Origin of the sequence: Enterococcus sp. AZ119 (assembly GCF_050546175.1) — a bacterium.
GTDB classification, from domain to species: Bacteria; Bacillota; Bacilli; order Lactobacillales; family Enterococcaceae; genus Enterococcus; species Enterococcus faecalis.
This window is the reverse complement of sequence record NZ_CP172951.1, coordinates 1,402,535-1,423,699: the sequence shown is the minus strand read 5'-3', so window position 1 is coordinate 1,423,699 and position 21,165 is coordinate 1,402,535. Positions and strand designations below refer to the sequence as shown.

18 protein-coding genes are annotated in these 21,165 nt (G+C 39.4%); 17 read left to right on the top strand and 1 reads right to left on the bottom strand.

The window, feature by feature from the left end; all coding sequences use genetic code 11:
- Positions 1 to 48 precede the first annotated feature (48 nt).
- The 15 genes from IGL37_RS06910 to IGL37_RS06840 all read left to right on the top strand — a co-directional run bounded on the left by IGL37_RS06910 (position 49) and on the right by IGL37_RS06840 (position 15,813).
- Complete coding sequence (locus IGL37_RS06910; RefSeq protein ID WP_002360173.1) at positions 49 to 753, top strand: CBS domain-containing protein; 705 nt, start codon at positions 49 to 51, stop codon at positions 751 to 753.
- 5 nt (positions 754 to 758) lie between these two features.
- Positions 759 to 1,235: a signal peptidase II gene (lspA, locus tag IGL37_RS06905; protein WP_002360174.1), complete on the top strand. Its 477-nt coding sequence runs from the start codon at positions 759 to 761 to the stop codon at positions 1,233 to 1,235.
- Entirely contained in the window at positions 1,222 to 2,127 is a 906-nt protein-coding gene (locus IGL37_RS06900) for an RluA family pseudouridine synthase (RefSeq protein WP_002357408.1), read from the top strand. Before lspA ends, IGL37_RS06900 begins: the two co-directional genes overlap by 14 nt.
- A gap of 338 nt (positions 2,128 to 2,465) precedes the next feature.
- Positions 2,466 to 3,005: a bifunctional pyr operon transcriptional regulator/uracil phosphoribosyltransferase PyrR gene (gene pyrR, locus IGL37_RS06895; protein ID WP_301280621.1), complete on the top strand. Its 540-nt coding sequence runs from the start codon at positions 2,466 to 2,468 to the stop codon at positions 3,003 to 3,005.
- 16 nt (positions 3,006 to 3,021) lie between these two features.
- Positions 3,022 to 4,302: a solute carrier family 23 protein gene (locus IGL37_RS06890; RefSeq protein WP_002357410.1), complete on the top strand. Its 1,281-nt coding sequence runs from the start codon at positions 3,022 to 3,024 to the stop codon at positions 4,300 to 4,302.
- 13 nt (positions 4,303 to 4,315) lie between these two features.
- Positions 4,316 to 5,242 carry an aspartate carbamoyltransferase catalytic subunit gene (locus tag IGL37_RS06885; protein ID WP_002357411.1) on the top strand — a complete coding sequence of 309 codons (927 nt, stop codon included), beginning with the start codon at positions 4,316 to 4,318 and terminating at the stop codon, positions 5,240 to 5,242.
- A gap of 8 nt (positions 5,243 to 5,250) precedes the next feature.
- The gene (locus IGL37_RS06880) at positions 5,251 to 6,534 is read left to right on the top strand and encodes a dihydroorotase (protein ID WP_002364044.1); all 1,284 of its coding nucleotides are present in this window, start codon (positions 5,251 to 5,253) and stop codon (positions 6,532 to 6,534) included.
- 2 nt (positions 6,535 to 6,536) lie between these two features.
- Entirely contained in the window at positions 6,537 to 7,616 is a 1,080-nt protein-coding gene (locus IGL37_RS06875) for a carbamoyl phosphate synthase small subunit (RefSeq protein ID WP_002360175.1), read from the top strand.
- Entirely contained in the window at positions 7,616 to 10,798 is a 3,183-nt protein-coding gene (carB, locus tag IGL37_RS06870) for a carbamoyl-phosphate synthase large subunit (RefSeq protein WP_002361908.1), read from the top strand. Before IGL37_RS06875 ends, carB begins: the two co-directional genes overlap by 1 nt.
- Before the next feature lie 107 nt (positions 10,799 to 10,905).
- Complete coding sequence (locus IGL37_RS06865) at positions 10,906 to 11,697, top strand: dihydroorotate dehydrogenase electron transfer subunit (protein ID WP_002397350.1); 792 nt, start codon at positions 10,906 to 10,908, stop codon at positions 11,695 to 11,697.
- The gene (locus IGL37_RS06860; protein WP_010710300.1) at positions 11,694 to 12,632 is read left to right on the top strand and encodes a dihydroorotate dehydrogenase; all 939 of its coding nucleotides are present in this window, start codon (positions 11,694 to 11,696) and stop codon (positions 12,630 to 12,632) included. Before IGL37_RS06865 ends, IGL37_RS06860 begins: the two co-directional genes overlap by 4 nt.
- Complete coding sequence (gene pyrF, locus IGL37_RS06855) at positions 12,622 to 13,335, top strand: orotidine-5'-phosphate decarboxylase (RefSeq protein WP_002357417.1); 714 nt, start codon at positions 12,622 to 12,624, stop codon at positions 13,333 to 13,335. Before IGL37_RS06860 ends, pyrF begins: the two co-directional genes overlap by 11 nt.
- Position 13,336: 1 nt before the next feature.
- Complete coding sequence (gene pyrE, locus IGL37_RS06850; RefSeq protein ID WP_033917927.1) at positions 13,337 to 13,969, top strand: orotate phosphoribosyltransferase; 633 nt, start codon at positions 13,337 to 13,339, stop codon at positions 13,967 to 13,969.
- 182 nt (positions 13,970 to 14,151) lie between these two features.
- Positions 14,152 to 14,865 (top strand): carbonic anhydrase, encoded by a 714-nt coding sequence (locus IGL37_RS06845; protein ID WP_002382382.1) that lies wholly within the window; start codon positions 14,152 to 14,154, stop codon positions 14,863 to 14,865.
- An 18-nt stretch (positions 14,866 to 14,883) separates the two neighbouring features.
- Complete coding sequence (locus IGL37_RS06840; RefSeq protein WP_002361904.1) at positions 14,884 to 15,813, top strand: LysR family transcriptional regulator; 930 nt, start codon at positions 14,884 to 14,886, stop codon at positions 15,811 to 15,813.
- Between the two features lie 48 nt (positions 15,814 to 15,861).
- On the opposite strand, the gene IGL37_RS06835 is transcribed toward IGL37_RS06840, so the two are convergent.
- Positions 15,862 to 16,908 carry a GntR family transcriptional regulator gene (locus IGL37_RS06835; protein ID WP_002414039.1) on the bottom strand — a complete coding sequence of 349 codons (1,047 nt, stop codon included), beginning with the start codon at positions 16,906 to 16,908 and terminating at the stop codon, positions 15,862 to 15,864.
- Positions 16,909 to 17,064: 156 nt separating this feature from the next.
- Here IGL37_RS06835 and IGL37_RS06830 point away from each other — a divergent pair, with 156 nt between their 5' ends.
- Positions 17,065 to 18,354: a glycoside hydrolase family 125 protein gene (locus tag IGL37_RS06830; RefSeq protein ID WP_002357422.1), complete on the top strand. Its 1,290-nt coding sequence runs from the start codon at positions 17,065 to 17,067 to the stop codon at positions 18,352 to 18,354.
- Positions 18,355 to 18,365: 11 nt separating this feature from the next.
- Entirely contained in the window at positions 18,366 to 21,056 is a 2,691-nt protein-coding gene (locus tag IGL37_RS06825) for an alpha-mannosidase (protein ID WP_033917928.1), read from the top strand.
- Positions 21,057 to 21,165: the final 109 nt, after the last annotated feature.

The following is a 21,165-nucleotide window of genomic DNA, read 5'->3' as shown; positions in this document are numbered from 1 at the left end:
AATAATGACGGAAATTTATTGCGTAGTTTATTATAAGGAGCAACGACTATGGGGGAACGAGCAGATACATTTTTAGCACACTTTAATCGCATTGAAAAGTGGATGAGAGAGAGACTGAACAATCCTGTCAATATGGGATTCAGTGAAATGACAAGACGTCTTTCCCGAAAAGAAAAAGGACAGATTGCTCAATTTGAAGAGGATTTGCTTCAAATGGCTCAGTTAAGAAATGCCATCGTTCATGAGCGAATTGCTGATGATTTTGTAATTGCAGAGCCAAACGAATGGGCAGTTCAACGAATTGAAACGATTGAACAAGCTTTAACAAAACCAGAAAAAGTAGTGCCTAAATTTGCGAAACGTGTTACAGCTTTTGAAATCACCACTTCTTTAGAAACGTTATTAACGATTATTGCAAAAAAACAATATTCCCAATTTCCGATTTATGAAAAAGGTGTATTTAAAGGATTAATCACGGTTCGAGGGATTGGTGTATGGTTTGCCATTGAGAGCACCAAAGGCGAAGTTCACATTGCCAACCGAACGGTGCGAGAATTGTTGGCATCAAATTATAAACGCAGCAACTATCAATTTGTTTCAATTGAAGCAACCGTTTTTGAAGTTGAACAAATGTTTCGGGAGCAGCCACGCTTAGAAGCTGTGCTTATTAGTAAAAGTGGCCATCCTAATGGTGAGTTAGTAGGCATTGTTCGACCAAGAGATTTAGCAAGTATTCATAGAGAAAAGGAATGACGCGATTGTTAGTAGTATATTTTTTAATCAGTGCCTTATTAGTAGGGCTTGACCAATGGAGCAAATATTTGACGGTCCAAAACATTTCTTTGGGTGAAACAAAAGAATTCATTCCTGGATTTTTGTCGCTGACCCATTTAAGAAATACCGGAGCCGCTTGGAGCTTATTAGAAGGAAAGATGATATTCTTTTATGTCATCACAGTAATTGTTAGTGTCGTGATTATTTATTTATTAATTAAGAATTATAAAAAAAGTATCTGGTATTCTGTAGGTTTATCTTTTGTCTTAGCAGGTGCCATTGGGAATTTTATTGATCGTGTACGTTTAGGCTACGTGGTGGACATGCTCCAAACGGATTTTATGAATTTTCCTATTTTTAATGTTGCAGATAGTACGTTAGTGGTCGGCGTTATTTGTATATTTATTTATTTGATTTTAGATGAAAAAGCAGCAAAGGAAGGCAAAAATGGAACAAATTAACGTAACGATTCAAACAGAAAAAGGCCGGATTGACAAAGTATTAAGTGAACATTTACCCAATCATTCCCGCTCGCAAATTCAACAATGGTTAAAAGAAAAACACGTAACAGTTAACGGTGAAACGGTCCGCGCAAATTACAAAGTTACAGCAGGCGATGAAATTGTTGTAACAATTCCTGAACCAGAAGTGCTAGATATGGTAGCAGAGGATATTCCTTTGACCATTGTTTATGAAGACAATGATGTGATTGTTGTCAACAAACCTCAAGGCATGGTCGTTCATCCTTCGGCAGGGCATCCCAAGGGTACATTAGTGAACGCGTTACTTCATCATGCGGATCACTTATCGGCGATTAATGATGTGGTGCGACCGGGAATTGTTCATCGAATTGATAAAGATACTTCGGGGCTATTGATGGTGGCTAAAAATGATCAAGCCCATGAATCATTAGCGAAACAGCTAAAAGAAAAAACATCATTACGTAAATACGTTGCCTTGGTCCACGGTGTTATTCCTCACGATAAGGGAGAGATAAATGCGCCTATTGGTCGTTCCAAGGTTGACCGCAAAATGCAAGCGGTCATTGAAGGCGGTAAAGAAGCAGTCACGCATTTTACTGTTTTAGAGCGTTTTGATGCATTTACCTTAGTTGAATTACAACTAGAAACAGGCCGGACACATCAAATCCGTGTTCACATGAAATATATCGGTTATCCATTAGCTGGAGATCCATTATATGGACCGAAAAAAACATTGCCTGGCAATGGACAATTTTTACATGCGAAGTTATTAGGCTTTACACATCCTACTACAGGTGAACAATTAGTCTTTGAAGCACCTTTACCAGAAGTTTTTGAAAAAACTTTACACCAATTAAGAAATAATCATTGATTTTTTTCTGAAGAAGAGGTAAACTCTTTTTTAAGAAGAAAAATAACTAAATAACTGTAACCTTTAAGTTTAGTCCCGTGAGGCTAAGAAGGAATCATGCAAAAGAACACTAGGTGCGCTTAGTTAGTAAGTTGTGTGGGCTACATGGTACCCTTGTACCTTTTTAAACTGTAACCAACATCCTCCTATCCTCATACGGGTAGGAGGATTTTTTGTTGGAAAAAATAACAGGACAATTTCAATAAAAATCCACTTATTTTTCAGCTGCTCAATTGAAGGAAGAATCGCTGACCCCAAGACAGCGAGGACGTAGATAAAAAAGAAATGAGGAGGAAATTATTATGCCAAAGAAAGAAGTTGTTGACGCAGTCACAATGAAACGAGCGCTTACTCGAATCTCGTATGAAATTATTGAAAGAAACAAAGGAATTCAAGACATTGTTTTAGTAGGAATTAAAACGCGTGGGATATACATTGCACAACGTCTAGCCGAACGCTTAAAACAATTAGAAGATATTGACGTGCCAGTTGGTGAATTAGATATTACTTTGTATCGTGATGATGTGAAAGATATGGAGGAACCTGAATTACATTCTTCTGACGTACCAGTCTCAATTGAAGGTAAAGAAGTTATTTTAGTGGATGATGTCTTGTACACGGGCAGGACCATTCGTGCTGCGATGGACGCTGTTATGGATTTAGGTCGTCCGAGAAAAATCTCTTTAGCAGTCTTAGTAGATCGTGGGCATCGGGAACTACCGATTCGTGCCGATTATGTAGGAAAAAATATTCCAACATCAAAAACTGAGGAAATTATTGTGGAAATGGAAGAGCGTGACGGCGCAGATCGTATTATGATCAGTAAAGGAAACGAATAAAAAGGAGTGAACAACGTTGTCAGAAAAAGAATTTCGAAATGAGGATGCAGTCTTAGATATTAAAGACAGACCGCAAGCTTTTCACTGGGTTGGCCTAAGTTTACAACATTTATTTACGATGTTTGGTGCAACGGTTTTAGTACCAATCTTAGTGGGAATTGACCCAGGGATTGCGTTAGTCAGTTCAGGATTAGGAACAATGGTCTATCTGATTACTACAAAAGGAAAAATCCCCGCCTATCTTGGCAGTAGCTTTGCTTTTATTGCAGCGATGCAGATGTTAATGAAGAGTGATGGTTATCCAGCCATTGCCCAAGGTGCTATGACAACCGGCTTGGTATACCTAATCGTTTCATTAATCATTAAAAAAATTGGTTCCGACTGGTTGGATAAAATTTTACCGCCTATCGTTGTAGGACCTGTCGTGATGGTTATCGGTTTAGGCTTGGCAGCTAATGCCGCAAATAACGCAATGTATAACAACAACGTTTATGATTTTAAATATATTGCCGTAGCCTTAATTACTTTAGGCTTAACCATTTTTTACAACATGTTTTTCAAAGGCTTCCTAGGATTAATTCCAATTCTTTTGGGAATTGTCAGTGGGTACCTAGTCGCTTTAGCTTTCGGAATTATTGACTTAACCCCTATTAAAGAAGCTGCGTGGTTTGCTTTACCGAATTTTGAAGTACCTTTTGTTCAATATGAACCGAAATTGTATTTAAATGCCATTACAACAATGGCACCAATTGCTTTTGTAACAATGACAGAACATATTGGTCATTTAATGGTCTTGAATAAATTAACCAAGCGCAACTTTTTCCAAGACCCAGGCTTATCTAAAACTTTAATGGGAGATGGCTTAGCGCAAATTGTAGCAGGTTTTGTTGGTGGACCGCCAGTTACAAGTTATGGTGAAAATATCGGCGTGTTGGCAATTACAAGAGTACACAGTGTCTTCGTGATTGGTGGAGCCGCGGTGTTCGCTGTAGCTTTAGGCTTTGTTGGAAAATTAAGTGCCTTGATTCTAAGTATCCCAGGACCAGTTATTTCAGGAATTAGTTTCGTCTTGTTCGGTGTGATTGCCGCAAGTGGTTTGAAAATCTTAATCGATAATAAGATTAATTTTGATAAGAAAAAGAATTTATTGATTGCTTCAGTAATTTTAGTCATCGGCATTGGTGGCTTAGTCTTCAAAGTAGGAACCTTTGAATTGTCTTCAATGGCATTAGCAACCGTCTTAGGAATTGTTTTGAATTTAATTTTACCGGAAAACGCACGTAGCGAAGAACAGTAGGAGGACTGGACGAATGATTATTACATCTGAACGAATTAGTTTAAAACATCTTTTAACTGCTGAGGCTTTAACCGACCGTGAAGTCATGGGGTTAATCCGTCGCGCAGGAGAATTTAAACAGGGGGCAAAATGGCACCCAGAAGAACGTCAATATTTTGCAACAAACTTGTTTTTTGAAAATAGTACTCGAACACATAAAAGTTTTGAGGTAGCTGAGAAAAAATTAGGCTTAGAAGTGATTGAGTTTGAAGCAAGTAGAAGTTCTGTTCAAAAAGGAGAAACGTTATACGACACAGTACTAACGATGTCGGCAATTGGTGTAGATGTAGCAGTCATTCGTCATGGTAAAGAAAATTATTACGATGAATTGATTCAAAGTAAAACGATTCAATGTTCTATTATTAACGGTGGGGACGGGAGTGGACAACACCCTACACAATGTTTATTGGATCTGATGACTATTTATGAAGAATTTGGTGGATTTGAAGGCTTGAAAGTGGCGATTGTGGGAGATATTACACATTCTCGCGTTGCTAAATCAAATATGCAGTTATTAAACCGTTTAGGCGCTGAAATTTATTTTTCAGGTCCAGAAGAGTGGTACGATCATCAGTTTGATGTCTATGGACAATATGTGCCATTAGATGAAATTGTTGAAAAAGTCGATGTGATGATGTTGCTTCGCGTGCAGCACGAACGTCATGATGGTAAGGAAAGTTTTTCAAAAGAAGGCTATCATTTGGAATATGGTTTAACCAACGAACGGGCAACTCGTTTACAGAAACACGCAATTATTATGCATCCAGCGCCAGTCAATCGGGATGTTGAACTGGCAGATGAATTAGTGGAAAGTCTGCAATCAAGAATCGTCGCGCAAATGAGTAACGGAGTCTTTATGCGCATGGCAATTTTGGAAGCAATTTTACATGGAAAGGCCTAGGTGGAGAAATGAAGACGTTAATTAAGAATGGAAAAATCATCAAAAAAGAGAATCAATTGATTGAGGCAGCACTTTGGCTAGAAAATGGTGTGATTCACGCAATCGGAGAATCGTTTGACGAAGCAGATTTTGAGCAAGTGTTTGATGCGAAAGGGCAACTAATCACGCCAGGCTTGGTGGATGTGCATGTTCACTTTAGAGAACCAGGCTTTACGTATAAAGAAACGATTAAAACGGGTAGTAAAGCTGCTGCTCGCGGTGGTTTTACTACGGTTTGCGCAATGCCCAATTTGAATCCAGTACCAGATACGGCTGAAAAATTAAGTGAGGTTTACGACTTAATTCAAAAAGATGCAGTCGTGAAAGTTTTACAATATGCCCCCATTACAGAAGAGCTACGGAGTGAAGTTTTAACCAATCAGAAGGCCTTAAAAGAAGCGGGCGCCTTTGCATTTACGAATGATGGTGTTGGTGTCCAAACGGCAGGAACGATGTACTTAGCCATGAAAGAAGCGGCTGCATTAAATATGGCACTTGTTGCGCACACGGAAGATGAATCTTTATTATTTGGTGGTGTGATGCATGAAGGAGAAGTTTCTAAGAAATTAGGCCTACCAGGGATTTTAAGTGCAACGGAAGCTTCACAAATTGCTCGGGATATTACTTTAGCAAAAGAAACAGGCGTTCATTATCATGTTTGTCATGTTTCAACAGAAGAAAGCGTGCGCGTTATTCGAGATGCTAAAAAAGCAGGGATTCACGTAACAGCCGAAGTTTCGCCGCACCATTTAATTTTAGTCGATGAGGATATTCCTGGTGACGAAGGGTTTTGGAAAATGAACCCGCCATTACGTGGTTTAGCAGATCGACAAGCATTGATTGACGGCTTGTTAGATGGCACGATTGACTGTATTGCTACCGACCATGCGCCCCATGGTTTAGAAGAAAAACAACAATCATTTTTAAACGCACCTTTTGGTATTGTCGGTAGTGAAACGGCCTTCCAATTGATTTATACGAACTTTGTCGAAACAGGCATTTTCACATTAGAACAAGTGATTGATTGGATGGCAGTGAAACCGGCAGAAATTTTTGGATTAAACGCAGGAACACTAACAATTGGTGCACCAGCAGATATTGCAGTTTTTGACTTAGCAACAGCTGCACCAATTGATGCAGAAGCATTTGAATCAATGGCTGTCAATACACCATTTACAGGGTGGACAGTCAAAGGAAAGACACTTATGACATTTGTTGACGGAGCATTAGCTTGGTCGGAGGAGGCGCAGTAGGTTTGAAAAGGTTATTGATTTTAGAAGACGGAACAGTATTTGAAGGAAAAGCGTTTGGTGCAGAAGGCAATGTAGTAGGAGAAGTTGTTTTTACTACTGGCATGACAGGTTACCAAGAAGCAATTACTGACCAAAGTTTTAATGGACAAATGATTACTTTTACGTATCCATTAGTTGGAAATTACGGGGTCAACCGAGATGATTATGAATCCATTGCACCAACCTGTAAAGGTGTCATCGTTAAAGAGCATGCGCGGGTTGCTTCAAATTGGCGTCAACAAATGACCTTGGATGAATTTTTAAAGCGCAAAGGGATTCCGGGAATTTCAGGAATTGATACCCGTGCGCTGACTCGTAAGTTACGATCAGCTGGAACAATGAAAGGGAGCATCATTGATGCCGTGGATGATTTGCCGCATGCATTTGATCAATTAAAAGCGACAGTCATGCCGAAAAATCAAGTGGCACAAGTCTCCACCACTAAGCCTTATCCGAGTCCAGGTATTGGGCGTAATGTAGTCGTCGTTGATTTCGGGTTGAAACATAGTATTTTGCGAGAATTATCAAAACGGCAATGCAACTTAACTGTGTTGCCTTATAATACAACGGCCGAAGAGATTTTAGAATTAAGTCCCGATGGTGTCATGTTGACAAATGGGCCTGGAGATCCCAAAGATGTGCCTGAAGCTATTGAAATGATTCAAGCAATCCAAGGAAAAGTTCCAATTTTCGGCATCTGCTTAGGTCATCAGTTATTTTCATTAGCAAATGGTGCGGATACGTATAAGATGAAGTTTGGACATCGCGGTTTGAATCATCCTGTACGAGAAATTGCAACAGGACGCATTGATTTCACTTCACAAAATCACGGATATGCCGTGGATGAAGCAACAATTGATCCAGAAAAATTACTTGTGACCCACGTGGAAGTCAATGATGGAACGGTTGAAGGCGTGCGTCATCGAGATTATCCTGCTTTTACTGTGCAATATCACCCAGATGCGGCTCCAGGACCGCACGATGGTCTTCATTTATTTGACGAATTTATGGAATTAATGGATGCATGGAAGGAGCAAAACTAATGCCAAAACGAACGGACATCAAGAAAATCATGGTGATTGGTTCAGGACCAATCATTATTGGACAAGCAGCAGAATTTGACTATGCAGGCACACAAGCCTGTTTAGCGCTAAAAGAAGAAGGGTATGAAGTTGTCTTAGTAAACTCAAATCCAGCGACTATCATGACCGATAAGGAAATCGCGGATCATGTTTATATTGAACCGATTACTTTAGAATTTGTTTCAAGAATTTTGCGAAAAGAACGTCCTGATGCTCTTCTACCAACATTAGGTGGTCAAACTGGATTAAATATGGCGATGGAATTATCGGAATCAGGAATTTTAGATGAGCTAAATGTAGAATTGCTAGGAACAAAGCTCAGTGCGATTGACCAAGCGGAAGACCGTGATTTATTTAAACAATTGATGGAAGAATTAGAACAACCGATTCCAGAAAGTGAAATTGTCAATACGGTGGAACAAGCCGTGGCTTTTGCCAAACGAATTGGCTATCCAATTATCGTTCGTCCCGCATTTACTTTAGGTGGAACAGGCGGCGGCATGTGTGATACAGAAGAAGAACTCCGTCAGATTGCCGAAAACGGTCTGAAATTATCACCAGTTACACAATGTTTAATTGAAAAAAGTATTGCTGGTTTTAAAGAAATTGAATATGAAGTAATGCGTGATTCGGCTGATAATGCGATTGTGGTTTGTAACATGGAAAACTTTGATCCTGTCGGCATTCACACTGGGGATTCGATTGTTTTTGCTCCGAGTCAAACTTTATCAGATTATGAATACCAAATGTTACGAGATGCGTCCTTGAAAATTATTCGTGCATTAAAAATTGAAGGTGGCTGTAATGTTCAATTAGCTTTGGACCCGCATAGCTTTAATTATTATGTGATTGAAGTTAATCCTCGTGTTTCTCGCTCATCTGCACTTGCTAGTAAAGCCACAGGGTATCCCATTGCGAAGTTAGCTGCAAAAATTGCTGTTGGTTTAACATTAGATGAAATGAAAAATCCAGTTACTGGAACCACTTATGCCGAATTTGAACCGGCTTTGGACTATGTTGTTTCCAAAATTCCTCGTTGGCCTTTTGACAAATTTGAAAAAGGTGCTCGAGAACTAGGAACGCAAATGAAAGCAACCGGGGAAGTCATGGCAATTGGCCGCAATATTGAAGAATCCTTATTAAAAGCAGTTCGTTCTTTAGAAATTGGTGCTTATCACAACGAGTTAGCAGAACTAAGTCATGTCAGTGATTTGGAATTAACGAAGAAAATGGTCCATGCGCAAGATGATCGATTGTTCTACTTATCAGAAGCCATTCGCAGAGGATATAGCATTGAAGAATTACAAAGTTTAACGAAAATTGATTTATTCTTCTTGGATAAACTTTTACACATTATCGAAATTGAAACGACCCTTGAAAGTCACGTGGACAACGTAGCTGTCTTGAAAGAAGCCAAACAAAATGGCTTTTCTGATCGGAAAATCGCAGCACTTTGGGGACAAACAGAACAAGCCATCGCTGACTTCCGCAGAGCCAATCAAATTGTGCCCGTCTATAAAATGGTGGATACGTGTGCTGCAGAGTTTGAATCACATACGCCTTATTTTTATAGCACGTATGAAGTGGAAAACGAAAGCAATGTTTCGAAAAAGCCTTCTGTACTAGTATTAGGTTCTGGTCCCATTCGCATTGGTCAAGGGGTCGAGTTTGATTATGCAACGGTTCATTCTGTCAAAGCGATCCAAGCGGCTGGTTATGAAGCAATTATTATGAATAGTAATCCTGAAACAGTTTCAACAGATTTCTCTGTTTCTGATAAATTATACTTTGAGCCATTAACTTTAGAAGACGTCATGAATGTGATTGATTTAGAAAATCCGATTGGCGTGATCGTCCAATTTGGTGGACAAACAGCGATTAATTTAGCTGAGCCGCTCACAAAACAAGGCGTTAAAATTCTTGGAACAACGATTGAAGATTTAGATCGTGCGGAAAATCGTGATTTATTTGAACAAGCTTTGCAAGAGTTAGAGATTCCTCAACCACCAGGAGATACGGCCACAAGTGCAGAAGAAGCAGTCGTGATTGCTGATCGTATCGGCTATCCCGTTTTAGTGCGTCCAAGTTATGTTTTAGGTGGTCGTGCAATGGAAATTGTCGAAAATCAAAAGGATTTGGAAGATTATATGCGACATGCAGTCAAAGCTTCTCCAGAACATCCTGTCTTGGTTGATAGCTATTTATTGGGACAAGAATGTGAAGTTGATGCCATTTGTGATGGTGAAACAGTACTAATTCCAGGGATTATGGAACATATTGAACGAGCTGGCGTGCATTCTGGTGATTCAATGGCGGTTTATCCACCGCAGTATCTTTCTCAAGAAATTCAAGCAACGATTGCCGATTATACAAAAAAACTGGCACTTGGTTTAAACTGTGTAGGCATGATGAATATTCAATTTGTTATTCATGAAAATCGTGTTTATGTGATTGAAGTGAATCCTCGTGCGAGTCGAACAGTTCCTTTCTTAAGTAAAATCACAGGGATTCCGATGGCCCAAGTTGCTACAAAAGCGATTCTTGGTGAGAAACTGACTGACCTAGGATATCAAGATGGGTTATACCCTGAAAGTAAACAAGTTCATGTGAAAGCTCCTGTATTCTCCTTTACGAAACTACAAAAAGTAGATACGTACTTAGGGCCTGAAATGAAATCAACTGGGGAAGTTATGGGTAGTGATTATTATTTAGAAAAAGCCTTGTATAAAGCCTTTGAAGCATCTGGCTTGCATTTGCCAAGTTATGGGGCTGTACTTTTCACCATTGCTGATGAAACAAAAGAAGAGGCGTTAGAAATTGCTAAGCGTTTTTCAGCAATTGGCTATAGTTTAGTCGCAACGGAAGGAACCGCTGACTTTTTAGCGAAGCATCAGTTGCCTGTTAAGAAAGTGACGAAAATTTCTAATCCTGAAGGGGAAACCGTGCTGGATGTCATTCGCAATGGGAATGCGCAAGTGGTAATCAATACCATGGATAAAAATCGTTCCAGTGCCAACCAAGATGGGTTTTCAATCCGTCGGGAAGCAGTCGAACATGGGATTCCGTTGTTTACCTCACTTGACACAGCGAATGCGATTTTAAAAGTTTTAGAATCAAGAGCCTTTACGACAGAAGCCATTTAAGCAAAAATCTGGAACAATCGTCTGAGGAGGACTGTTCCAGATTCTTTTACGAAGAAATAGAAAATCATTTATAGGGGAATCAGAGAATAAAGGAGTGAAGGATACTGATGCAGAGAAAGCAAGAAATGATGACCATTGTAGCTCAAAAACAGTTAGCGCCACGGATTTATCAGTTAGACTTACAAGGCGAGTTAGTGAAAGAGATGACACGACCTGGACAGTTTGTGCATATCAAGGTTCCGCGTGCAGATTTACTTTTGCGGCGACCGATTAGCATCAACCAAATTGATCATTCGAATGAAACCTGTCGTTTGATTTATCGAGTCGAAGGCGCTGGAACGGAAGTGTTTGCTGCCATGAAGGCTGGTGAACAATTAGATATTTTAGGTCCTTTAGGAAACGGCTTTGATATAACTACCGTAGCAGCTGGTCAAACTGCTTTTATCGTTGGTGGAGGAATCGGGATTCCCCCATTGTATGAATTATCAAAACAACTCAATGAAAAAGGCGTGAAAGTGATTCATTTTCTTGGTTATGCATCAAAAGAGGTTGCTTATTACCAACAAGAATTTATGGCATTAGGAGAAACACATTTTGCCACAGATGACGGCTCGTTTGGCGCTCATGGCAACGTGGGCCGTTTATTGTCAGAAGCGTTAGCAAAAGGACGGATCCCTGATGCAGTGTATGCTTGTGGTGCGAATGGTATGTTAAAAGCAATTGATTCTTTATTTCCAACACATCCACACGTTTACCTTTCTTTAGAAGAACGGATGGCCTGTGGAATTGGGGCTTGCTATGCCTGCGTTTGCCATAAAAAAGGAGACACTACTGGAGCAAAAAGTGTCAAGGTCTGTGATGAAGGTCCGATTTTTAAAGCAAGTGAGGTTATCTTATGATGAAAAATCCTTTAGCCGTTTCAATTCCAGGTTTAACATTAAAAAATCCAATTATTCCCGCCAGTGGTTGCTTTGGGTTCGGGGAAGAATATGCTAACTATTATGACCTTGATCAATTAGGTTCAATTATGATTAAGGCAACAACGCCCCAAGCACGATATGGAAATCCCACACCACGTGTAGCTGAAACACCTAGTGGTATGCTAAATGCCATTGGATTGCAGAATCCAGGCTTAGACGTGGTTATGCAAGAAAAATTACCAAAATTAGAAAAATACCCTAACTTACCGATTATCGCAAATGTTGCAGGTGCTTGCGAAGAGGACTATGTGGCTGTTTGCGCAAAAATTGGGCAAGCGCCTAATATCAAAGCAATTGAACTGAATATTTCCTGTCCCAATGTGAAACATGGCGGCATAGCTTTTGGTACAGATCCAGAAGTTGCTTTTCAATTAACACAAGCAGTCAAAAAAGTCGCCTCTGTTCCGATTTATGTTAAACTATCACCAAACGTAACGGACATTGTGCCGATCGCCCAAGCAATTGAAGCAGGGGGCGCAGACGGCTTTTCTATGATTAATACATTGCTCGGGATGCGCATTGACTTAAAAACGAGAAAACCTATTTTAGCCAATCAAACTGGTGGACTATCTGGCCCAGCCATTAAACCTGTTGCTATTCGCTTAATCCGACAAGTCGCCAGTGTTTCTCAGTTGCCAATTATTGGAATGGGCGGTGTTCAAACAGTGGACGATGTCTTGGAAATGTTCATGGCAGGTGCTAGCGCTGTCGGGGTTGGTACGGCCAACTTTACAGATCCATACATTTGTCCGAAGTTGATTGACGGATTACCTAAGCGAATGGAAGAGTTAGGCATTGAATCGTTGGAACAATTAATTAAAGAAGTGAGAGAGGGGCAGCAAAATGCACGATAGACCAATTATTGCGTTAGATTTTCCCACGCAAAAAGAAGTGGCTGTTTTTTTAGAAAAATTTCCTAAGGAAGAAGCCTTGTTTGTTAAAGTGGGGATGGAACTTTTTTACGCAGAAGGACCAGCGATTGTTCGCTGGCTTAAAGAACAAGGACACGATGTTTTCTTGGATTTAAAATTACATGATATTCCGAATACTGTGGAAAAAGCGATGACAAATTTAGCAAAATTAGGCGTTGCCATTACCAATGTCCATGCAGCAGGGGGCGTTCGAATGATGCAAGCAGCTAAGGAAGGTCTAATCAAAGGGACTCAGCCAGGCGCTAAGGTTCCTGAGTTAATTGCTGTAACCCAGTTGACTTCTACTAGTGAAGAAGAGATGCACCATGATCAATTAATCAACGTTCCTTTAGAGACAAGTGTCATTCATTATGCTAAATGTGCGGAAAAAGCGGGTCTGGATGGCGTGGTTTGTTCAGCATTAGAAGCACGTGGTATTCAAGAAGCAACCAAGCAGACGTTTATTTGCTTAACACCTGGTATTCGTCCAGCAGGAAGTGCAGTAGGTGACCAACAACGGGTCGTTACGCCGCAACATGCTCGCGAAATCGGGTCCACATATATCGTTGTTGGCCGACCTATTACCCAAGCAGAAAATCCTTATGAAGCCTATCAAGAAATCAAAAAAGACTGGAGCGGAAAGTAACATGACAAAAGTAGCAAAAAAGATTGCCAAAGATTTATTAGAGATTGAAGCGGTATTTTTAAACCCTAATGAGCCTTTTACTTGGGCTAGTGGCATAAAAAGCCCGATTTATTGTGATAACCGTATCACGATGAGTTATCCTGCTGTGCGTAAAGAAATTGCAGAAGGCTTAGCGGCAAAAATTAAAGAGACTTTCCCAGAAGTCGAAGTGATTGCTGGGACAGCTACCGCAGGGATTCCACATGCGGCATGGGTAGCCGATATTTTAGGATTACCAATGGTTTATATCCGCAGTAAAGCCAAAGACCACGGCAAAGGGAATCAAATTGAAGGCCGAATTTCTGAAGGACAAAAAATGGTAGTTATCGAAGATTTAATTTCAACCGGCGGTAGCGTGTTAGAAGCGGCAGAAGCGGCGGAACGTGAAGAAGCAACGGTTTTAGGCGTTGCGGCAATCTTCACTTATGAGTTACCCAAAGGAACGGCAAATTTTGCAGATAAACAGATGACGTTACTAACGTTAACCAATTATTCAACTTTAATTGATGCTGCATTAGAAGCAAATTATATCGAAGAAAAAGATGTTACCTTATTACAAGAATGGAAAAAAGATCCTGAAAACTGGGGCAAATAACCGTTGAACTAAAGACGGTTCTTGTCGTCTGATTTTTAGTGTCATTTTCAGTAACCAGATTTAACGGTAGGAGAACTTAGGTCATTTGCCGAGGAGCGTAATGATCTAAGTTCTTTTGTTTGACGTAGAAAAGATGTTAGGATAGAGTTTTAACATGAGTTTTACCTGATTACTATGTGGAAATGAAGGAAGAGTGTATGAAAAAAATAAAAAATATGGACGTTGAATGGAGCTATACAGGCAACGATGGACCAGAACATTGGCATACGCTATGTGACTGGTTTGCAGAAGGTGCTAAGTTTGCTTATCAATCGCCAATTGCTTTAGAAAAAGAAAGTGCTGAGACAGTAAATTCTCAGATTACGTTTCATTATAAAAAAGAAGAATTCACTGAAAAGGAATTCAAAAATACGTTTCATTTTGTACCACCAAATACGGAAAGTTACGTAATGTTTGAAAATGTTGCGTATCATTTAACCGATATCCATTTTCATATGCCTAGCGAACATTTGCTATCGGGAAAGCAGTATCCGCTAGAATTCCATTTGGTTCATATGAACGATGCTGGCGAAAATTTAGTTGTCGGTTGCCTGTTTACCATCACAGAGGAAGAAAATCGTTTTTCAGAAGCGAATCATCCGATGGACTGGGAAAACGGCACGCACCAACAATGGTTTAATCCGTCAATCTTTTTACCAGAGGAGCGTCTACACTACCATTATGTAGGCTCGTTAACAACACCGCCAACTAAGGGTCCAGTGAAATGGTTTGTATTTGATACCATTCAAAAAATGGATCAAGCCTTTTTAAATAAGATCAAGGAAGGCATGTTGGCCTTTAACAATCGGCCCCTTCAGCCGTTGAATGGGCGTAAGATTTATTTTTCAAATGATTAGTGTGTGGAGGAAAAAGTGTTGAATATTCAACAAATGAAGTATGTTGCTGCCATAGCTAACAATGGGAGTTTTCGGGAAGCAGCCAAAAAACTATTTATTACACAACCTAGCTTGTCAAATAGTATTCGAGAATTAGAAGAAGAACTAGGTATTTCCCTCTTTTTACGTACCAATAAGGGCGCTTTTTTAACAGAAGAAGGAATGGTTTTTTTAGAACAAGCAGAGAAAGTCTTAGTTCAAATGGAGTTATTGGAAAATCGCTATCGCGAGACAGTGACCAGCGAACGATTCTCCATCTCTTCGCAACATTACGATTTTTTAGGTGAGGTAATTGCCAAAGTTCTTAAAAAGTATGGGGATCAATATAAAGATTTTCGTGTCTTTGAAACCACAACCTTAAAAGTAATTGAAGACGTCAAAGGATTTCACAGTGAGTTGGGGATTATTTATTTAAATGAACAAAATAGTGTCAGTATTGAACGGTATTTAGAACAAGCTAATCTAGCCTACGAGGTAATTAGTACCTTTAATACACACATTTTTTTAGGTAATCATCATCCTTTAGCCAAGCAAAAAGAAATTCATTTAGAGGAATTAGTTCCCTATCCACAAGTTCGCTTTAATCAAGAAGGAAGCAATTTTTCCTATTTTTCTGAAGATTTAGTTGAAATTCCTGAACAGGAATCGGTCATTCATACTACGGATCGTGGAACCTTGATGAATTTGTTGGTAGAAACCAATGCTTATGCTTCTGGTTCAGGTGTCGTAACGGGTTTTACGAAGAAAGAAATTCGGTTAGTGCCATTGGCGCCAGCTTTGGAAAATCGTATTTGTTTACTCTTTCCCAAAAATCGGGAAATCAGTCCGATTGGTCGCTACTTTATCAAAGAACTAAAAGCGTTGTTTAAAAAAGAGGTAGATACCAAAACGTTTAGCACTAAGGAATAAAAAGAAGGGACTATCAGTGATTTGACTGATAGTCCCTTCTTTTTTTGCTCATTTTGAAACAGTAGCAATGGTTTCTCTTTCAATTAATGTGACAGGCACTTGAATGTCTTCTATGATTTGAAGGTCTTGTTGCATCGTTTGTAATAACACTTCGCCAGCTAGTTTTCCCATTTCTTTAAAGTCTTGCGCCATGGTTGTTAATGGAGGTTCGACAAATGCTGCTGCTTGAATATCGTCAAAACCAATAATCGATAATTCTTCTGGTACATGAATACCTAGGTTTTTACAGTTTCGTAAACAATGTAACGCGCTGAAGTCATTATCGCAGACCACGGCTGTGAGTTGGTGCGCCTCAAAATACTGTTTAAAGTTGTGTTCATCTAAGAGATTTGTTTCTGTGATTGCTGTATGAAATGCCAGATGGGCTTCTTTTAAAGCTTGGAGATAACCTAAATAACGTTGCCGAACGGATTGTAGGGCCGGACTTCCTGAAAGGATATATCCAATTTTCGTATGTCCTAAGCCAATTAAGCGTTCGGTTGCTGTTTTACCACCAGCAAAGTTGTCTGATTGAATGGTTGCAAAAGGCAAATCATGGATCTTTTTATCCAAGACAACGACTGGAAAATTCATCAAAGCCAACTCGAACAGTAAGTCGAGGTAGTCATTACTAGTAGCAGCATAATAGACAAGCCCGGCAAACTCATTCACAATGTCCGCAGCATTTTTCTCTCTCAAAAAATTAGGCGAGGTCATAAAGACTTCTAAACCAGCAGCTTGAATAGTAGGGGCTAAACCGCTATAGAAATTTCCTACTGATAAATCGTCTGCAAAAGGCAATAAAAAAAGAACTTTATTTAAAGAGGTATGGAGAGGGTGCTTTGGTGCTTGCACAAAACTTCCTTTTCCTTGGTGACGTTGGATTACGCCTTGCGTTTCCAACTCAGTTAGCGCTCGTTTGGACGTAATTCTACTGACGTTAAACTGAGCCGATAATTCTTTTTCGGTAGGCACTTGCGCTCCAACAGGCAATCGCCCAGAATCAATTTCATTTTGTAAATAATCAATAATTTGTTGATATAATGGTTGCTTCATTCATTTCACCTCACAATAAGATATATCTTATTTATAGTTTACCATAAATTAATTGGTTTTAAAATGAAAAAAATGATCGAAATCACTAGACAAATTGAAATGTAAACGCTATAATTCAATTGTTAAATGATATATCAAATTTAAGAGGTGACGAGAATGGTTTATACAGAAGTTCCAAAATCCGTAGCAACATTTATGGAGACAATTACAGAAAAATGCGGTGAAGCACATCAAGATTGGGCAAAAAACTTTCAGGCGGCCTTTGCCAATACTTTACTAACAACAGTGAAACGTCAAGAAGATGGTACTACCTTTTTATTAACAGGCGATATTCCAGCAATGTGGTTGAGAGACTCAACAGCGCAAGTTCGTCCCTATTTAGTGATTGCGAAAGAAGACGAAGACCTTGCTCAAATGATTGCTGGGTTGGTTAAGCGCCAGTTTCGTTATATTTGCATTGATCCTTATGCCAATGCGTTTAATGAAACAGATAATCATGCAGGCCATCAAACTGATAAGACCGAAATGAATGGCTGGATTTGGGAACGGAAATATGAAATTGATTCATTATGTTACCCGGTCCAATTAGCCTATTTACTTTATAAAAATACTGGGATGACCGAACAATTTAATTCAGATTTTGTGGAAGGCGTCAAAAAAATTCTCAACGTTTTCACAACAGAACAAGATCACGCACAGTCACCTTATTTATTTGAACGAGATACGTGGCGTCAAGAAGATACGTTGGTTGAAGCAGGGAAAGGAACACCAGTTGGCAAAACAGGGATGACATGGTCAGGCTTCCGTCCTAGTGATGATGCCTGCCAATATGGTTACTTAGTTCCTTCTAACATGTTTGCAGTCGTAATTTTAGGCTATATTCAAGAAATTTTCTCTGATGTTTTAGAAGATGCTACGATTGTGGCGATTGCTAAAAAATTACAAGAAGAGATTGAAGAAGGCATCCAAACATTTGGACGAACAAAAAATCAAAATAACGAAACGATTTATGCGTATGAAGTGGATGGCTTAGGCAATGCAAGCGTGATGGATGACAGTAATGTTCCCAATTTAGTAGCAGCCCCTTATCTGGGTTATTGTTCAACAGAGGATGAACAATATTTAACAACCCGTCAAACCTTATTAAGTAAAGAAAATCCTTACTTCTATGAAGGTAAATACGCGAAAGGGATTGGTAGCTCGCATACACCAGAAAATTACGTGTGGCCGATTGCTTTAGCAATGGAAGGAATGACAACCAAAGATAAAGCAGAAAAAGAACGGATTTTAGATTTATTAGTTGCCACAGATGCGGGGACTCATTTGATGCATGAAGGTTTTGACGTAGATAATCCTGAAAATTATACAAGAGAATGGTTTTCATGGGCTAATATGATGTTTTGTGAATTAGTTATGGATTATTTTGACATCCGAGTGGAAAAATAGGAGGAAAAGTGATGACAAAGAAAAAAGTCTATATTGTTTCCCATAGTCATTGGGATCGTGAATGGTATCTTCCTTATGAAGAACATCATATGCGCTTAATTGAATTAGTGGATAATGTATTAGATTTAATTGAAAATGATCCAGAGTTTAACAGTTTCCATTTAGATGGACAAACGATTATCTTAGACGACTATTTACAAGTTCGCCCAGAGAAAAAAGAAGCCGTGAAAAAAGCTGTCCAAGCAGGCAAACTAAAAATCGGACCATTTTATATTTTACAAGATGACTTTTTAATTAGCTCTGAATCCAATGTTCGAAACATGCTGATTGGGCATTTAGAAAGTCAAAAATGGGGAGCACCAGTTCAATTAGGTTACTTCCCGGATACATTTGGGAATATGGGTCAAACACCTCAAATGATGCAATTAGCAAATCTGCCTGCGGCTGCCTTTGGACGTGGGGTGAAACCGATTGGCTTTGATAATCAAGTCTTAGAAAGCGACTATAGCTCACAATATTCTGAAATGTGGTGGGAAGGTCCTGATCAAACGAAAATTTTCGGCTTGCTTTTTGCGAACTGGTATAGTAACGGGAACGAAATTCCTTCAGAAAAAGAAGCGGCAATCGCTTTTTGGAAACAAAAATTGGCTGATGTGGAACGTTACGCTTCCACAAACCATTTATTAATGATGAATGGGGTCGACCACCAACCGGTACAAAGAGATATTACTAAGGCCATCGCTTTAGCCAATGAACTATTCCCAGAATATGAATTTATTCATTCCAATTTCGATGACTATTTGAAAGCTGTTCAAGAGGAGTTACCAGAAGATTTAGGAACAGTAACAGGCGAATTAACGAGTCAAGAAACGGACGGCTGGTACACATTAGCCAATACTTCTTCTGCTCGCGTCTATTTAAAACAGTGGAACACAAAAGTCCAACGCCAATTAGAAAATATCGCAGAACCTTTAGCAGCGATGGCTTACGAAGTAACTGGCGACTACCCACATGACCAATTTGATTATGCTTGGAAAACATTGCTTCAAAACCATCCGCACGATAGTATTTGTGGCTGTTCTGTCGACGAGGTTCACCGAGGCATGATGACTCGCTTTGAAAATGCCAATGATGTCGGGCATTTCTTAGCAGATGAAGCAACACGACAATTAACAGAAGCAATTGATACAAGTGTTTTCCCAGAAAAAGCGCACCCGTTTGTTTTATTTAATACTAGTGGCTATCAGAAAACGGAGGTTGTCACTGTGGAAGTGGAGATTGAACGATTGCCATTTTATACAGGAAAACCTGAAGATCTTTATCATGAATTAAAACAAAAAGCCACCCCAGATTATCAAGTGATTGATCCAACTGGAAAAGCCGTTGCAAGCCGTATTGTCAAAGAAGATGTTCGTTTTGGTTACGATTTACCTAAAGATGCTTTCCGTCAACCGTACATGGCTAAATACTTAACGGTCGAATTATCTGTCAAAGAAATGGCGCCATTCTCTTGGGATAGCTTTGCATTGATTCAAGGAAAAACGAAAGCTTTTGAAGGAAGTCTTTTGGCTCAACCAGCAATAAATGAAATGGAAAACGAATTTATTCAAGTGAAAATTGAAAACAATGGTAGCTTAACCATTGCTGACAAAAAAACAGGAGAAACATTTTCAAAATTGTTAACATTTGAAGATACTGGCGACATTGGGAATGAATATATCTTTTTCAAACCGACCGAAGACCAAGGAATTACAACCGAAAATGTAACGGCTGAAATTACGAATAAAGAAAATTCCCCTGTAAAAGCAAGTTATCAAATTAAACAAACCGTCATGTTACCAGTTTCAGCAGATGAACGATTAGAAGAAGAACAAAAGGCTGTTCGTGAGTTTAGAGAACGCCAAGCACAACGTTCAACGACGCTTCGCCCGTTCGAAATAACGACAGTGGTTACAATGATCAAAGAAAGTAACCAATTATTCTTTGAAACAACCATTAATAATCAAATCAAAGATCATCGTTTACGCGTGCTTTTCCCAACTGGCATGGTCACAGAAACACACGAAGCGGATAGTATTTATGAAGTCGTGACACGACCAAATCAAGTAAGCGACGCATGGGAAAATCCAACAAACCCGCAGCACCAACAAGCGTTTGTGAATGTTCATGACCAAAATAAAGGCGTGACTATCTTCAATGAAGGCTTAAATGAGTATGAAGTATTGGCAGATGGAACCATTGCGGTCACATTAATTCGTTGTGTTGGCGAACTAGGTGATTGGGGCTATTTTGCGACACCAGAAGCACAATGCCAAGGAGAATATACCTTTAAATATGGTTTGTCATTGCATGGAAAACCAGAAGAACGCTTTGCTACGTATCAACAAGCCTATAGTGCACAAATTCCTTTTACTGCAGCTACTACTACGCGTCATGAAGGTAAACTAGCACCGAACCATGTCTATTTGACAACGGCAGAAGGACCAATTGGTTGGACAGCCGTTAAACGTCAAGAGCAAACAAATCATTTAGTCGTTCGTGGCTTTAATCTAACAGCGCAAAATATTCCTTGTGAACTTCACAAAGAGACACAACCAGCGACTTGTTTAACAAATGTATTAGAAGAACCGTTGACACCAGCGATAGAAGTTGATGCACCATTACGTCCGTTTGAAATTCGGACATGGCGTTTCGAAAAATAAATAAATAGGAGAACTTTGTTGAAAAGGACAAAGTTCTCCTATTTTCTTCTCTGTCGTTTTTTTGAGATATTTATAATAAAAATCTAGCGAAACAATGAGAAAATCATTC

Coding starts and splice junctions, on each gene's coding strand:
- IGL37_RS06865 (WP_002397350.1), top strand. CDS start 10,906: ATGCAGAGAAAGCAAGAAATGATGACCATTGTAGCTCAAAAACAGTTA.
- IGL37_RS06835 (WP_002414039.1), bottom strand. CDS start 16,908: ATGAAGCAACCATTATATCAACAAATTATTGATTATTTACAAAATGAA.
- carB (WP_002361908.1), top strand. CDS start 7,616: ATGCCAAAACGAACGGACATCAAGAAAATCATGGTGATTGGTTCAGGA.
- pyrF (WP_002357417.1), top strand. CDS start 12,622: ATGCACGATAGACCAATTATTGCGTTAGATTTTCCCACGCAAAAAGAA.
- IGL37_RS06825 (WP_033917928.1), top strand. CDS start 18,366: ATGACAAAGAAAAAAGTCTATATTGTTTCCCATAGTCATTGGGATCGT.
- IGL37_RS06910 (WP_002360173.1), top strand. CDS start 49: ATGGGGGAACGAGCAGATACATTTTTAGCACACTTTAATCGCATTGAA.
- IGL37_RS06830 (WP_002357422.1), top strand. CDS start 17,065: ATGGTTTATACAGAAGTTCCAAAATCCGTAGCAACATTTATGGAGACA.
- IGL37_RS06900 (WP_002357408.1), top strand. CDS start 1,222: ATGGAACAAATTAACGTAACGATTCAAACAGAAAAAGGCCGGATTGAC.
- IGL37_RS06845 (WP_002382382.1), top strand. CDS start 14,152: ATGAAGGAAGAGTGTATGAAAAAAATAAAAAATATGGACGTTGAATGG.
- IGL37_RS06885 (WP_002357411.1), top strand. CDS start 4,316: ATGATTATTACATCTGAACGAATTAGTTTAAAACATCTTTTAACTGCT.
- IGL37_RS06860 (WP_010710300.1), top strand. CDS start 11,694: ATGATGAAAAATCCTTTAGCCGTTTCAATTCCAGGTTTAACATTAAAA.
- IGL37_RS06880 (WP_002364044.1), top strand. CDS start 5,251: ATGAAGACGTTAATTAAGAATGGAAAAATCATCAAAAAAGAGAATCAA.
- pyrE (WP_033917927.1), top strand. CDS start 13,337: ATGACAAAAGTAGCAAAAAAGATTGCCAAAGATTTATTAGAGATTGAA.